14 protein-coding genes and 1 pseudogene are annotated in these 13,890 nt (G+C 56.0%); 13 read left to right on the top strand and 2 right to left on the bottom strand.

The annotated features are described in order from the left end of the window. Positions 1–466 precede the first annotated feature (466 nt). The 13 genes and pseudogenes from CIW50_RS06355 (at position 467) to CIW50_RS06295 (ending at position 11,522) form a co-directional block, all read left to right on the top strand. Positions 467–1,636 (top strand): Gfo/Idh/MocA family oxidoreductase, encoded by a 1,170-nt coding sequence (locus CIW50_RS06355; RefSeq protein ID WP_197738352.1) that lies wholly within the window; start codon positions 467–469, stop codon positions 1,634–1,636. 394 nt (positions 1,637–2,030) lie between these two features. Further along, positions 2,031–2,777 carry an SDR family NAD(P)-dependent oxidoreductase gene (locus tag CIW50_RS06350; protein WP_149530459.1) on the top strand — a complete coding sequence of 249 codons (747 nt, stop codon included), beginning with the start codon at positions 2,031–2,033 and terminating at the stop codon, positions 2,775–2,777. 163 nt (positions 2,778–2,940) lie between these two features. Further along, the gene (locus CIW50_RS06345; RefSeq protein ID WP_149530458.1) at positions 2,941–3,852 is read left to right on the top strand and encodes a helix-turn-helix domain-containing protein; all 912 of its coding nucleotides are present in this window, start codon (positions 2,941–2,943) and stop codon (positions 3,850–3,852) included. A 354-nt stretch (positions 3,853–4,206) separates the two neighbouring features. Continuing rightward, positions 4,207–4,929 carry a hypothetical protein gene (locus CIW50_RS06340; protein WP_149530457.1) on the top strand — a complete coding sequence of 241 codons (723 nt, stop codon included), beginning with the start codon at positions 4,207–4,209 and terminating at the stop codon, positions 4,927–4,929. A 106-nt stretch (positions 4,930–5,035) separates the two neighbouring features. Continuing rightward, on the top strand, positions 5,036–5,791 hold the full coding sequence (locus CIW50_RS06335; protein WP_149530456.1) for an alpha/beta fold hydrolase: 756 nt from the start codon (positions 5,036–5,038) through the stop codon (positions 5,789–5,791). 83 nt (positions 5,792–5,874) lie between these two features. After that, positions 5,875–6,363, top strand: coding sequence for an ester cyclase (locus CIW50_RS06330; protein WP_149530455.1), 489 nt, complete (start codon positions 5,875–5,877; stop codon positions 6,361–6,363). Between the two features lie 60 nt (positions 6,364–6,423). Continuing rightward, positions 6,424–6,819: a nuclear transport factor 2 family protein gene (locus CIW50_RS06325; RefSeq protein ID WP_149530454.1), complete on the top strand. Its 396-nt coding sequence runs from the start codon at positions 6,424–6,426 to the stop codon at positions 6,817–6,819. A 29-nt stretch (positions 6,820–6,848) separates the two neighbouring features. Continuing rightward, complete coding sequence (locus CIW50_RS06320) at positions 6,849–7,736, top strand: hypothetical protein (protein WP_149530453.1); 888 nt, start codon at positions 6,849–6,851, stop codon at positions 7,734–7,736. Positions 7,737–7,928: 192 nt separating this feature from the next. Next, positions 7,929–8,609: an alpha/beta fold hydrolase gene (locus tag CIW50_RS06315; RefSeq protein WP_149530452.1), complete on the top strand. Its 681-nt coding sequence runs from the start codon at positions 7,929–7,931 to the stop codon at positions 8,607–8,609. A 155-nt stretch (positions 8,610–8,764) separates the two neighbouring features. Next, positions 8,765–9,001, top strand: a pseudogene (locus CIW50_RS06310) (thiamine pyrophosphate-dependent enzyme); the annotation flags it as partial. Positions 9,002–9,432: 431 nt separating this feature from the next. Next, on the top strand, positions 9,433–9,780 hold the full coding sequence (locus CIW50_RS06305; protein WP_172980242.1) for an H-NS family nucleoid-associated regulatory protein: 348 nt from the start codon (positions 9,433–9,435) through the stop codon (positions 9,778–9,780). Next, positions 9,780–10,565: a protein kinase domain-containing protein gene (locus CIW50_RS06300; protein ID WP_149530449.1), complete on the top strand. Its 786-nt coding sequence runs from the start codon at positions 9,780–9,782 to the stop codon at positions 10,563–10,565. Before CIW50_RS06305 ends, CIW50_RS06300 begins: the two co-directional genes overlap by 1 nt. A gap of 405 nt (positions 10,566–10,970) precedes the next feature. Further along, positions 10,971–11,522 carry a hypothetical protein gene (locus CIW50_RS06295; RefSeq protein WP_149530448.1) on the top strand — a complete coding sequence of 184 codons (552 nt, stop codon included), beginning with the start codon at positions 10,971–10,973 and terminating at the stop codon, positions 11,520–11,522. A 376-nt stretch (positions 11,523–11,898) separates the two neighbouring features. On the opposite strand, the gene CIW50_RS06290 is transcribed toward CIW50_RS06295, so the two are convergent. Together CIW50_RS06290 and CIW50_RS06285 are read right to left on the bottom strand one after the other, a co-directional pair. Beyond that, on the bottom strand, positions 11,899–12,891 hold the full coding sequence (locus CIW50_RS06290; protein ID WP_149530447.1) for an SIR2 family protein: 993 nt from the start codon (positions 12,889–12,891) through the stop codon (positions 11,899–11,901). Continuing rightward, positions 12,888–13,890 (bottom strand): type II restriction endonuclease (locus tag CIW50_RS06285; RefSeq protein WP_207105014.1); only part of this gene is annotated, 1,003 nt, incomplete at its 5' end. The genes CIW50_RS06290 and CIW50_RS06285, both read right to left, overlap by 4 nt.

Genomic DNA, 13,890 nt, shown 5'->3' with positions numbered 1-13,890 from the left:
GAAATTATCCAATACGTCCCGTGCCCAAGTTGCGATGTTTTACCGTCGCCCGACTCGGCGAGCCTGCCCTGGGGCTGGCGAAACGTGCGAGATCCGAAAGCCGTTGCAACGGAATGCAGATGTCCGACGGAAAGCTCCTTCGCTTCACTATGCAACGGCAAGGCCAGTCGTTGACGACCTCAACATCAAGACGCCAGATCATCGGGGCCGGCGCTGCCGCAGGAGATCTGGCCGTGCGAGAAGCTGGCGCATTTTGACGTGAGGTCATTCCGGATCGTCGGATGCATTCCAAGGGAGGGGCGGCCTACGGCGGCCTCGCGGTCGAAGCGTCAGTAGTGCGGTGCGGATTCCGGACGATGACGTCCTCATAATCCAGATTCCTGCACCAATTATCGGCGGCGCAGATTTGCGTTTAACTGATGTACGGAACGAGACGACGCCAATTTTTAGTGTAAAGGAAACCGTGATGACAATGACTGAGCCTGACCGAAAGAGCGGTTCGAACATCCGGGTTGGGATCATCGGCGCGGGCAATTGGGCGAACCACGGTCACCTCCGTGTTCTGAGTCTTTTGCCGGACTATGAGGTGGTCGCCGTCCAGGCACGGCGCCGACATGCTGCGGAGAAGGCTGCGGTCGCCCACGGAATTTCGCGCGTGATGGACAATGAAGCCGAACTGATTGCTCTTCCGGAGGTGGACATGGTCTGCGTGCTCAATACCGCTCCGCAGCATGCGGACACAGTGCGGGCCGTCATCGCTGCAGGAAAGGATGTGTATTGCGAGTGGCCGCTGACGACGAGCGCATTAGTTGCTCGGGAGCTTCTGCATCTGGCTCGCGAAGCAGGCGTTCGGGCGGTGGTCGGCCTCCAGCGAAGGTTAGCACCCCATAACAGATTCGTCCGGGACCTTATCGCCGATGGATATATCGGGGAATTGCGGTCGGTCCGCATGCACGTCAGCATGAATTACTTTCAGGCGCTCCGGTCTCAGTCGCTTCGCTGGACAGCGGCGCCTGAGAATTTCTCAAGTGTGATCGCGATCTATGCGGGTCACTTTCTCGACATGTTGTTCTTTTCCGTTGGTCGGCCGAAACAACTGGACGCTCTTATGGTGAACCAGTTCGAAATCGTGACGATCATTGAAACAGGCGAGACGATCGCGACCACGACGCCCGACCAGTTGGTGCTTTCGGCGCGAATCGGTCGGTCGGCGGTGTTGGTCGTCCACATTGAGGGCGGCAAACGCAATGGTTCCGGTGTCCAGATCGACATCACGGGAGATCAGGGCGATCTGAAGATCGTGAACAATTCGGCCTTTGGGGATGTCGGCGACGATTACGTCGTATCCGGCGCCCATGGTGACGCCCTGCCGCTGCAAGTCTTGCAGGTCCCCGGCAAATACAACTGGCTCCCCCAGTCCGACCTCCCTTCGGCGGTCCTCGAACTTGCCAACCTCTATGCAGCCCACGCGATCGACGTGGCCCAAGGCACCCACGTTGCCCCGTCCTTCGACGACGCGGTTTGGCTCCATGGTCTGTTCGATCTCTTCGAGACATCGAATACATCAGGCTCGCGCGTCGATGCACGGAAACTTTCCGCCGCGTCCCGGCGCGCCTTCGACGCGGCTTCATTTTGAGCAATGATGGAGAGGGAGTGGCAATGACAAATTCGTAACGGATATCCTCAAAAGCGTTCCACATGTGCACATCCTCGCGACTAACCGAGAGCTGGTGTTCATCGGTGGAGGAAGCGCGGCGGCTCACGGCACCCGAGTTCCCGAAACGGTTTGGGGTATCGCGTAGTCGATTCTGACGGATCCGGCGGCGACGTAGGCCCTGGCTTGTGGAACGATGAGCCAGCGATCGTGATCCACAGCATACGTATACCCGGACGCCCATAAACTCCGGCGATTGCGGACGAGGCTGTCCGAACTCATTGGAATATCGGCCCGTTAATCCGGCTGGTTACCGAGAGTATCTCGTGGATATACCGACGCCGAGATGTGGCCTCGGTAATCACGGGATATAATCATGAAGAACAAGATCGTTCTGATAACTGGCGCGCTGACCGGAATCGGACGGGCCGCGGCGCTCGAGTTCGGACGTCTCGGCGCGAAGGTAGTCGTGTCTGGCCGACGCAAACCCGAGGGAGACGAGCTCGCCGGAGCGTTGCGCTTGATTGGCGCGCAGGCAGAATTCATCCAAGCCGACGTCCGCTTCGAAGAGGACGTCAAGAATCTGATTGACGCGACCGTAGCGCGGTTCGGGCGTCTGGACGTCGCGGTCAACAACGCAGGCACCGAAGGCAAGTTCAGTCCACTGGTCGAGCAGACCAAGGAGACGTACGCGGCGACATTCGACACCAACGTTCTCGGCGTCCTGCTCAGCATGAAGCACGAGATGCGGGTGATGCTGGCGCAGAAGAGCGGGAGCATCGTCAACTTGTCCTCCACCATGGGCCAGCGGGGTGCCCCGAACGCTTCCCTGTATACGGCGAGCAAACACGCGGTGGAGGGGCTGACCAAAGTGGGGGCCCTTGAGGCCGCGGCTGTGGGAGTCCGCATCAACGCAGTCGCGCCGGGTCCGGTCGAGACCGAGATGCTTCAGCGCATCACGGGGTCAGAAGAACGTCTGGCCGGAATGATCGCTGGCGTCCCACTTAAGCGGGTCGGCAAGGTCGGCGAAATCGCCGACGCAATCGTTTTCTTGGCATCCGACAACGCGAGCTTCATCACTGGCCAGATTATCAACGTCAACGGCGGCAAGACGGCATCGTAGGTGCCTCGGCGCGCGGCGGCCGCGCGTCACCGGTTTTATCCGAAAGGTACTTCATAGTGACTACACATACCCATGACTGGTCCAATGCAATTTTCATAGCCCGATCTAGAATTGCGCGCTGTGCCATTGTGAGCACGCTACCGCTGCTATTGAAGACTTCGCGATGAGAGCTTTCAAGCAATCGATAATCAGCGAGCGGTGGGGCGTAGAAGCGGCGCCAACGATACTGGCAGACAATAAGTCAGGATCGCCGATTTCCATGAGTCACCTGTTGGGAGCATCGCCACGTAGCGAAGTCGTAGTCGTTCCAGAACCTGCCTTTGTCTTCTTGGTTCCTCTCGACATCCTGGCGACAAGCTCGAAGACCGGTGGACAGCATGGCATCGTAGACGTGAAGGCGAAGCCAGGCGACGTTTACCTTTTGGACCTCTCCAAAAGTTCAAAAAACGCGATAAATACACCGTTCAACATCATGCGTTTATACATTTCCACACGGCGGTTGACGGAGGCAGCCTATGAAAAGGAATTGCCGCTGGTGCAAGGCTTGTCGCTATCCTCGCTGTCCGGCCATGATCCCATCCTGTATCAGCTCGCTCAGACCATGGCATCGGTAATCTCTCGCGGACAGTACGCACCAACTCTGCTCACGGATTACCTTGCGCTTGCATTCCACGCGCATGTCGCAGGGACGTACGGGGGAGCTACGAGTGATCGACTCACCGTCAAAGGCGGTCTGAGTCCATGGCAACTCCGCAGGATTTACGAGTTCGTCGAGCAACAGTCAGGCATGAATCCGTCAATTTCGGAGCTCGCGAGCGAATGCGGGATCTCAGCGAGCCACTTCGCTCGAGCCTTTCGCCGTACCGTAGGGACGGCACCGCATGAATGGTTGATCAAACGCCGAGTTCAGAAAGCCAAGGAACTGCTGATGATTGCCAAGGGACTGTCATTGGCCGAAATCGGTTTAGCATGCGGATTCGTGGATCAGAGTCATTTCACACGTGTGTTTTCAAAGCACGAGGGAAAAAGCCCGGGAACCTGGCGAAGGCACTCCGCCTTTCACTACGCCCACTAGGCGCCGGCGCCCATCTTTACCGACCGAACTTCCTCCGCTGGTGGGGTCAAAAGAACTACGGGATTCGTAGGCTAACGGCGCGATTGGCCTCGACACAGTTCGCACGAACATCTCCGGATACTGATGCTGACAGCAGTCGGCTTCAAAATACAAGATCACTGAGCGCTCGTATTATTCTGCTGGAGGACGAGCGAGTTTATCCCGATATTTAGCTGCTTTACGCATGAGAGCGTATTGGGCGGATTTATGCAAAGTGCACTGGCTTTGTTCAAGCTTATCACCGCAATCCGGTCTCTACTGCTCTCCGAGACGACAGAAGCCGTTGTCGAGCACATCATTCGGAAAGTTCCCCCAATGAGCGACCTGTTGGACTTTGCATTGGAGGCGCACGGAGGACTGAAGCGCTGGAATGAATTCCAGACGCTTCGCGTTGACCTCTCAATTGCCGGCGCCATCTGGGAGATTAAGCATTGTCCAGGGCTGCTGACTGATAAGAAGTTTGAGCTGCAGACTCACTATGAGAAGCTCTCCATCACTCCTTACTTCAAGCCAAACTTGCGGTCCGTGTTTGTCCCGGACCGCCAGACTCTCGAGACGCTGACGGGCAAAATCGTGGAAGCCCGCGAGCATCCAGAAGCCGCTTTTGCGAACCAAGAACGCGAGATGCCGTGGGATAAGTTTCACGCAGCGTTTTTTGCCAGCGAAGCTCTATGGACCTATCTCACATCGCCGTTTCTCTACACTTATCCAGGATTTGAGAGCGAAGAGATCGAGCCCTGGTACGAGAACGGCGAGCAGTGGCGGCGTCTGCGTGTGACATTTCCTGATCACATCGTCAGCCACACCAAGACGCAGATCACCCATTTTGGGCCAGACGGCCTTATGCGCCGACACGACTACACGGTCGATATCCTGGGCGGCGCCACGGGTGCGAACTACACGACGGATTACCAAGATTACCAGGGCCTAATGATGCCGATGACTCGGCGCATCTATGCCTATGACGAGGCGATGAAGAAGGTGCTGGAGCCGCTACTGGTCTCCATCGACTTCCGCGATTTCATGTTCATTTCGTAGCCGCAACGAGTTTGCGGCGGCGTTGGAACGTGAAGACGGATCATCATGAGATAACCAGCAGCACCATGTCGCCGCTTACACAATTTCAACAGTCAAGGAGACTACAATGACCAAGACCTCGCAACGCCTTGCCGCGATCGCACTTTCTCTGATGTCGGGCGCCGCTTTCCCCGCCAGTGCGGCACCCGCCGACATCACCAAGAATATCGTGCTCGTTCATGGCGCTTTTGCTGATGGATCGGGATGGGCCGCGGTGAAAGCCATCCTTGAAAAGGATGGCTACAAGACATTCATCGTGCAGCCGCCGGAAACCTCGCTGGAAGACGACGTTGCCGCCGCCAACCGCGTCCTAAATACTCTCGACGGGCCGGCCGTTTTGGTGGGGCACAGTTACGGTGGCGTCATCATCACGGAAGCCGGCAACAATACGCATGTGAAAAGTCTCGTCTATATCGCGGCCTTCCAGCCGGACGCCGGCGAGAGCCTAGGTTCGCTGGGTGCAAAGATGCCGCCTGCGTCCAAGGCGATACAGCAGACGTCCGATGGCTTCCTATATCTGAATCAGGCACTGTTTCATGCCGATTTCGCAGCCGATGTTCCGGCCGCGCAGGCCGATCTCATGAGCAAGTCGCAGGTATTCCTAGCAGGCAAGGCGGCTGGCACACCGGTGACGTCGCCGGCTTGGAAGTCCAAACCCAGCTTCGCAATGGTCGCTACAAAAGACCGTTCAATCAATCCCGAACTTCAGCGCTTCATGTACAAGCGGTCGAACGCGCATGTGGTCGAAGTCGCGTCGAGCCATGTTGCATACATCTCGCACCCGGCGGATGTCGCAGCGCTGATCGAAAAGGCTGCCCGCTAAATCCCCTCCGGGCAACCCGGCGGCGGACAACGCCCGCGTCCGCCGTCACGTTTTCGCTCCCCATACGAACGAAAGATCACGCTATGACGATGCTCGCCCTTGGCGCCGCGACACTGCTCCTTGCCTCTGCGTTTGGTGCTTCGGCCCATGCCCAATCGCTAACGCCGCAGCAAGCCCGAGCGATCGTGGCGCCGCTTTACGACGCGCTTAATGAGCCACTGAAGAAAGACGTCTCCGCGTTGTTGGCAAGCGCCGCCAACGCTGATTATCGGTCCTGCTCGACAAACCAGGACTGCCTTGGGCGAGAAGAGTTAGCCGGTCAGTTCAAGGTGTTCGGCACGATCATCCCCGATCTGCACTGGACCATCAAAGATATCTGGACATCAGGCAACCGCATCGTGGTGCGGGGGGAGGCGTCGGGCACGCCCGTGCAACCCCTCTTCGGCGTGAGGCCGACCGGAAAGAGCTTCCGGACAATCTCGATCGACATGTTCACCGTCCGCAACGGCAAGCTTGCCAGTGCCTACCATGTGGAGAACTGGGCCGCGGCCATGCAGCAGATAGGCCAGTAGCCCTTGAAGTTCACATCCGCGATTTAAGCTCCATCTCATCGTTCAACTCAAAGGCTCGCCATGACGGATCCCAATTCAACCGAGCGTGCACGTGCATTAGTCAAAACGTTTTACGACGGCGGCGCCCGTGGCGAGATCACGGGCTTCGCAGGCAGCCTGTCCGAAGACTTCGAACTGTTCGTCCCTCCGCAGCTCCCTTGGGGCGGCACCTTTGATAAGCAGCAATATATCGATCTGCTCCCGCGGGTCGCGGAGGCCCTGGATTTCGCCAACATGACGTATCTCAGCCTCACAGCCGAAGACGAGCATGTCGTCGCCCTGATCGAGATCGGTGTGCAGGGCACGGATACCGCAATCATCATTTCCGAGCATTGGGATGTGCGGGATGGCAAAGCCGTCCGTCTACGCGTGGCCTATTTCGATCCGACTCCGCTATTGCGTCAGGCCGCCGCCTGAATCCCCTCACTTCGTCGAAGGAGACAATCATGTCGACTGATTATTCGGATCGCGACAAAACGGTGCGCCACAATGTCTACGCCTCGGTCCGCCGCCGGGATGGCCTGCCGGCAGCGCTTTTCGCCAATTACTGGCGCGACGTCCATTCGACACTTTGCTCACGGCTTCCAGGCCTTGGCTTCTATGTCCAGCAGCATTTCGACCGCGACCACACCGCCAATCTCTGGCCCATAGCCGATGGTGTCCACCGGATTGAGGCCGTCCTTGACGGGTCGGCAGAGTTGGGATTTGCCAACCAGGATGATCAAGCCGCCTTCGCCAAGGCAGGGACGATACTTTATGGCGACGAATTCAACCTGTTCAGCGAGGCCGTAGCTTACTACCTGCCCAATGGATCGACCACCTTTGTCGATAGGGAAGAAGACGGAGTGCGCAACGGACCGGATCGACTGCACCGCGTGCACGTCTATATGAACCGCAAGCCTGGACCAGGCGCCGATGCGTGGCTGACGGACATCAGCGCCGAGCTGGTCGGAGATGATGCGGTCCGCAAATGGAAGCTGCACCTGCCGCAAGCTTACGACAATGCCAACCCTGCGCCGCCATCGCCCGATGTGGGGCATTTCGTCGGCGCCGACCGGCTCAATCTGGCCGTCGTTGAAGCCGCTTTCGATAGTGCGCGGTCGGCGCGGCATTTCTTCGCTGCCAAGCGGTTTCAAAAAATGTTGAGCGCCCAAGAAAAGCACATCGACGCGCTTGGCGCCTACCTGGTCAAAGGCTTTTACACCTTTGTGCGGGACGGCAAGCCGACCATCGCCGGCATCAGAGGCAGCAGGGCGGCAGAATTGATCGAGCAGGTCGGTGCGGCCAACCAAACCGCCATTGAAATCAGCGAGCGGTTCTTCGCAAAGGCCTAATCCGCCATTCCGTATGGCTTCAGCATCGCTCTAGAGATTGTTGTCCATGTCCAACAAGAAAATGATCGAGCGGACTCGGAAGGGCAATCTCCTTCGACGTGATCTGGGAAGCATTCCATTGCTACGTCACGTGGTGCGCGCATCTACTATCTGGTCGTTCATTCCGACGGGCAGAAACCGGAGGAAAATCTGATGAGTAACATCTCGAATATCGTTCTGGTTCATGGTGCTTGGGCTGATGCCTCAAGCTGGTCGAAAGTCATTCCTCTGCTTGCGGCTGAAGGGTTGAATGTGACCGCCGTGCAGTTACCACTCAATTCCTATGAGGCAGACGTCGCCGCGGTGTGCCGAGCCATCGAGTTGGAAGACGGCCCGGTTGTGTTGGTTGGCCACAGCTACGGTGGTTCGGTAGTGACACAGGCCGGTAACCACGCGAAGGTCGCGGCGCTTGTTTACATCGATGGCTTTGCGCCGGATGCAGGAGAGTCGGCCGGCTCGTTGTTTGCACAATTTGAATCAGCGCCGTTGAATCCCGAAATTCGCCCTGATGCTGCAGGCTTTCTGAAGCTGTCCGAGGCTGGGATATTCGATGTCTTTGCACAGGACCTGACAACGGCGGAAAAATCACTGCTATTCGCGACCCAAGGTCCAATCAGCGGTGCTGCGCTCGGCGGGGTCGTGGCCGAAGCGGCTTGGAGGACTAAGTCGTCCTGGTATCTCGTCGGCGATCAGGACAGGGCTATACCCCGCGGTGACCAAGAAAAAATGGCAACGCGGATGAACGCCACTGTCGCACACGCCGATGCCAGTCATGTCGCAATGCTGGCCAAACCCAACGCGGTCGCCGACCTGATTTGCAAAGCAGCGGGCTAAACCGCCGTTCACAGCCTCAACCGTCGGCGAGGGATCGATTGGTTCGCGGTCGGCCCGCGTCTGCTCGTTCCAGCTTTCGCACGACATCTTGTCGGTCTTCTGGATGAGGGCTTCTCCCTTCGCTCGGTATTCTTCGGCTTGGCGCCCGAAAACCGTGGAAGCAGGCCGTCGACGGCTTCGCCGATGCGGGGATGACTTTCGGCAATCCGGATTTCGTCGCCTACGCGCAGTCCTACGGTGCCCAGGGTCATCGCGTGACCGAGGCAGGCGGTCTGGCGCCGACACTGGAGAAGGCCTTTGCGGCCGGTGGCCTCCACCTCGTGGTGGTGCCGGTGGACTACAGCGAGAATGTTCGTGTTTTGGTGGACGAACTAGCCGACATGCAGCACTAGGCCGCCTGTCGTCCTCTGCTGGCCGCCTATCGCCAGCGGGAATTCTGTCTGGCATGCAGGGTCCTCAATTAGTCGGGACATCGGTCATTGGCAATGGCGGCGATGACAGAGACTGTCCTATCGGCGCCCCCGCCGGTATGAGCCTAACCCCGGAAATTTCCAGCGCTGGCTGGCCTAGTTTCGGGGGGCACTTCAAGAGTAGGACGGTCAGTTTTCATATGTGGATTCTCCGTTGATTGCAGGAGAATCATGCGCCAACCATCTGTGGCGTCAAGCAAAAATAGGATTATAAGCAACAACAACGAGCAGCCCGACAAAGTGCAAACAACGGCGGGACTGCTCAAATGCCTAGCAGGCGAAGCCAAGCTCTCACAGCTCTTGAATTCTGGCACCCCCCCCCTTTAAGCTTATTGGGTCGCTTAAAGGGCCACATGAATAAACGTCCGCACGGTACGCCGCCGAAAGAAGCCGAAGCCGGTCAGAAGGTCATCCAGGCCTTCATGGGCCTCGGCGTGAACAATATGAAATACTGCCTCGACGCGATGCAGAAAGGGTATCTCAAAGCCCTTAAGCAACACCTTGCCATGCTTGAGCGCGAATATCGCAGCGTAATTGCGGCCGAGAAAAAGACGCGAGCGAAGCCGGCGCCCACTCATCGAAGCAAGAAAAACAAAAGTCTTACCTGGTCTGGCAGGGGATCGACGCCAACTTGGATGCGTCAGGAAATGAAAGAGCTGAAGCTGAAGCCGAACGCCTTTCTCATCGATCGGCGTGCATAATGGCATTTAAGGTAAAGATCACGAAGGACGTTTTCGTGGAGAACGGTACTCTCCATCTAGGAAAGCAGACTGTTGATCGCTTCGTAATCCGGGGCATCCTCGGTAAAGGAGCGAATGGCGTCGTCTTTGACGCTCACCATCTGGTCTTAAATCAGCCTCGCGCGATCAAGGTTTGGTTGAAACTCGGGGGTACGGACACCAGAGACAAAGTGACTCAGGGTATAGCGGAGGCACAAAAGCTAGCAGCTTCTGATCCACGTCACGTAGTAATGATATACGACGCCGAGACGGCGGGCCAATACCTCTATTCTTCGATGGAGAAAATAACCGGTAGGACACTTGCAGAGACGCTTAAGGATTCAGATGACTTGCATACCCGATGGATGTTAGCCCGGGGATACATTCATGCAATTCAAAGCACCACGACCTCGTCGCTTTATCATGGAGATGCGCATCCCGGTAACGTGATGGTTTACGACGAGGATGGGGATTACGGCACAATGATGAGGATGAAACTTCTCGACTTCGGCACTTCGTTGTTTTCAGGGAAAGAAAATTCGAGAGCTCGGCATTGGCGGATCGTCTACGAAACTTTTGTTAGAATTATTGCACCGTTTAATTCGAAGGACTGGGCTCTGGAGCAGAGTATCCCATACGAAGGCAGAGAGGATGCGCTGCGTTGTGCATATTTTGATGATGTCATCGATGGTCTGGGAATGGAGCTCGGGCACTTAGACGGCCTCGTAGGTTTCTCATTGGGAGCGAAGCTGCGTGGTGAACCGTAGTGCCTACCAAAATCTATTGAATAACAAGTCACAACACCTAGTCTGCCTCCAATGAAGGGCATGCATAAGTAAAGTCGTTTCAGATTTCAAAGCACTTCCGCTGAACGCTCAAACTGAGGCGTACCCACAGATAATGGCGGTCTTCAACGCCGCAAAGGATAGCCGGCGCCAGCTGCTTGAGGCAGAAATTCGCGCGCTTGCGTAATCCGCCACCGGGAAGACCTGCACGTCCGTGACTATCATTACTCAGACGAGTTTCTATCACGATGAGGATCGTCGGCTCGCGAAGGGAATAAGCTGGCCACCGGGTTTGCTGACCGCCGTCCTAGATGATATTGCATCGCGAGAAATCAAGCCATGCTATAGTGTCATCGCCTGCGCGAAATTTTATTTCGGAGACATTGGATGCGTGCGATGGTCCCAATTTTTGAACAGAACGAAGGACGTAGCATCGGTTATGAACTTCCGGATTTTCTCAACAGATTTGATCAGATCTTAAAGTCCCATCTCGACGAAGGACGGGCGCGCGCCTTCGCGTTCCTATTTTATAATTTCGAGCAGAAGGAATTTAAGAATCTCGTCTTAGATCCAGAAGTGATGATCTCATTGGACAGACTGACAGGTAAAGAACTGAGTGTTTTCTTCTTCGATGAGGGGAAGAAGCGCTCCCTGGCAACCTTCAATAATAAATTCACAAAAAAACTTGGTTTTGAGGGGACGTCGAAAACGCCCTGTATCGTTTTTTTCAAATTCGAAAAAGGCGTCGTGACGGGAACCTCGATGGCAGTTCTGTCTAGCCATCAGCATTTGGGGTTCAACACTATAAAAGAAGCGATCGATGCCTATCTCGGCAAGACACCAAAGAAAACGACTGCGTCTTGGAAGTGGCTTGCACCGACATCATTATCGATCGGTGTTGTTGCTATCAAGGAAGCCATCAAGTGGATTTTTTCCTGACCTGAAGCGACGATCGTTGACGCTTGGTGCGAACTGCCTCACGATTTCGCAATGCAAAACGAAACTGTCAAACGTGGTGCGCGCTGTCGGGGTGTTGGTCGACCACGCCGCTATGACGAGCCGACGGTCCCTTTGCGAATACCCGTGAGCCTTCTTACATCGGTGAGCCGTCTCCTGGAGCACGGCACGCGCAAGCTTCCCCTTTGCTCTGTCGGAAAACCAAGTGAAGCCGCCGTGAGTGCCAACGCCTGAAGGGCAGGTGCTCAAGGCTGTCTGCGCCTATCTCGATATCCAGGAACGCCTTGGTTGCTGGTACTGGCGCCAAAACAACGGCGGTGTCTGGCACCCAACTCGTCAAATATCCGGCGGACCCAATCTATTTCGGTTGGTTCGCCATAATATAGGGAAGGGAAGGCCGGAAGAATTTCTGGATCTTGTCGAACTCGGTTTTGTCATTTCCACTGAATGTCGTGAGAAGAGGCCTTCGTGATGCTCCGATAAGGCTGTTCCGAAGCTCGTCGTACAGCATATAGGTGCTGCCGTTATCCGTTCCGCGCTGGTCTATGACATTCACGCCTTGAAAATCGATGATGTAGATCTGCAAACCTGTCTTGGCGGCGGCGAGAATGATCTTGTTGATGTGGTCGTCCAGGAAGCTGTAGCCGATAACCATCAATCGCGTGAACGGTGTAAGGAGCTGTTGCTCAAACTGTTCCATCGACCATTTCAGAAGCGGCGTTTTCTGAATAGCATCCGATTTGCCCGTGCCCATGATCATTGTAATCAACCTCTCCTGGATGAGGTCGGAAGATCCGTGCAATTTGAAATACGGCTGCAGGTTTGGCACCAACGAGTAAGGCGGTTGAGCTGGTCGAAAAAGTGGTCTGATCAGACCTCCGATCGATACTCCTTCATCGTGAGCCTCATATCCCGGTCGATAGCACGACGTAAACTTGCCGCCGATTGCATCGCCAAGGTAATGCGCCTCCAGCAGAGTGTCCTGGTTCAGCGTGAAGATCGCGTCGAACTTCGACAGAAGAGTAGTGACAGATATTGAGAGATCAAAGCTGTTTGGGTTGAATTGTTGCCGGTCGAGGGCATCGTTCATCTCCGCAAACATACGCTGCAGACATCCGGTGAGATTTCGTAGATCTTCTTCGGCATCGTAGGAGTGAGGTCGTTCCGCTTCCCACTGAAGGGAGGCCAAGACATCTTCGAACCCTTCGCGCCGGTCGCGGTGAGCCCAAAGCCTGCCCTTTAGGCGCGGTCCGACTTCTTCTTGCCCTATCAGATATTCGAAGACTTCCTCGGCCAGCCATCCGCCCCAATTTCGGCTAAAGCCGGCACCAGTGAGGAGGACATACTTCATAGCGTCTGGCGTTCTTCGATCAATTTTATGAACTGGCCCACGTCCATGAGCCACTTCTGCTGCGCTTCTTTGAAGGTACCGTGAATCGACTTCGGCACGATGAGCTGCAGGTTGCGATGTTTCATGGCGTCGGTCTGGCTCTCCGAAATGCCGGGCTCCAGTGTGAGCAGGTGTTTGTGAGTGATGCGGTCTGCTTCGTCCAGAACCTGGCGCCACCTGTCCTTGAGCGTGGACTTCGACCCAAGCATTGTGAGCTTCTCGATCTTGAACTTGGCATCGTGGTATTCGGCCTGCCCGGGAAACAGGAAGTCGGGCTTGCTTTTACCCTCGGTGACAACCTGCCGCTCAAACTTGATGCCGCGGGCTGTCAGCAGAGCGTTGACGTGGTGCTCAAGCGAGTGACCGGCGCGTGACTTTCGACGGTTCTGCACACTCAGGGAGAACGAGATAAAGCCGTCAACATCCGCGATCTCCTCATTCATGAAACCCGTCTTCAAACGGTCGGATACGATGTGTCGCTCAAGCCTGCGGAAAAGCAGTTCTTCCCGTTCCAGCCAAGCCATCAGAACGAGGTCGGCATCATCCTTCGCGTTGATATCTTTCAGACTGTCACGGGCCAGCTTGGCGAACTCAAGGGTGGTGGGAAATTTTTTCTTGTGCTTGTCGAGGATGGCATCGAGCTTGTCAGCATCGGGCTCTTCAGCCTCGATGCCTAGCTCGTCGAGAATATAACGCGCGGCAAAATCAAGCTCAGAGTCGTCAACTTCGTCTTTCGCGAAAAAGTCACCTTCGGAATCTGTCCCGATTCCAAACAGCCATGTGAGCTGGCTTTCAACGGTACTCCCCTTCGGCACCACGATGACCATGACGGTTGTCATTCGGCCTGCAATATTGACCCCGTAAGCCGGGGGATCGGCGTCCAAAATTGACCCCCTACCATTGGCCTGTTGCGCTGCCTGCTTCGTAACAGAGCAGGTGGTCGGAGATGCTGATCGTGGA

It is taken from the genome of Tardiphaga sp. P9-11, assembly GCF_008329525.1.
GTDB lineage: Bacteria > Pseudomonadota > Alphaproteobacteria > Rhizobiales > Xanthobacteraceae > Tardiphaga.
This window is presented reverse-complemented; position numbering and strand designations above follow the sequence as displayed.